Consider the following 899-nt stretch of genomic DNA (forward strand, 5'->3'; position numbering starts at 1 on the left):
TTTGCAAGTTTTATAGCTTCTACTTCTGTAGCCTTAGCTATTTTTTCTATTACTTTGTTTACAGCTTCTTGAGAAAAGTTTTTAAATTCTGCTTGAGCTTTCTTTGCTTTTGCAATAAGAGTTCTTACTTCTTGTATTGACTGTAAGTCTTTATCCATTATCTCCATTTTCATTCTCCCTTTCAAATAATATTAATAACATTAATTATTGTATATAAATTTTAACCATCTTTTGCTGCCATTGTTTCCTATAAGTTTTCACACTAAGCCCTACCCCATGTAAAACATCCTTTTAAAAGCCTCTAATTGTAAAACTATGCTATAAAAGGATGTTTTTTCATACAATACTTATTCATGTATGTATATAAACATAGGGTCTAGTGCTAGGAACAGGAGCATGGCCAATATACAACACAAATCTCTTCAGTTTTTTATAATAATTTTTACATTTTTAAGTGTATTTATATTGTTCTTATCAGGTACTACTTTAAACATCTAAATTAAATAATTAATAACTTATATTTAAAACTTGTAATTTTTACGCCTTTTAGCTTTTCCGCTCCATATAGCCACATAGCCTCTCCTGTTCTATGCACCATCATACCCATTAATTAATAATTATATTCTAGTCACCATAAGCTTCTTTAAATACTGCAACTAAGTCTTCCTTAGTAGGAACTCTTGGATTGTTAGGTGTACATCTGTCTTGTAGTGCAATTCCTCCCATGAAGTCTACCTTAGCCATAAAGTCTTCTCTGCTTACTCCAGCTTCTTTTATGTTCATAGGAGTATTAGTTTCTTTCTTAAGTACATTTACTGCACATATAAGACTTGTTACTCCTTCTTTTACTGTTGAAGCAGGTAATCCCAAAAATTCTGCTACTTCTCTATATCTTTTTG

Annotated in this window: 1 pseudogene; it reads right to left on the reverse strand. The window is 30.6% G+C overall.

Features of this window, described 5'->3' with window-relative positions:
- Positions 1-624: 624 nt before the first annotated feature.
- Positions 625-899, reverse strand: a pseudogene (locus tag ACJDU8_RS25545) (iron-containing alcohol dehydrogenase); the annotation flags it as partial.

The organism is Candidatus Clostridium eludens (genome assembly GCF_045310515.1).
GTDB classification, from domain to species: Bacteria; Bacillota; Clostridia; order Clostridiales; family Clostridiaceae; genus Clostridium_B; species Clostridium_B eludens.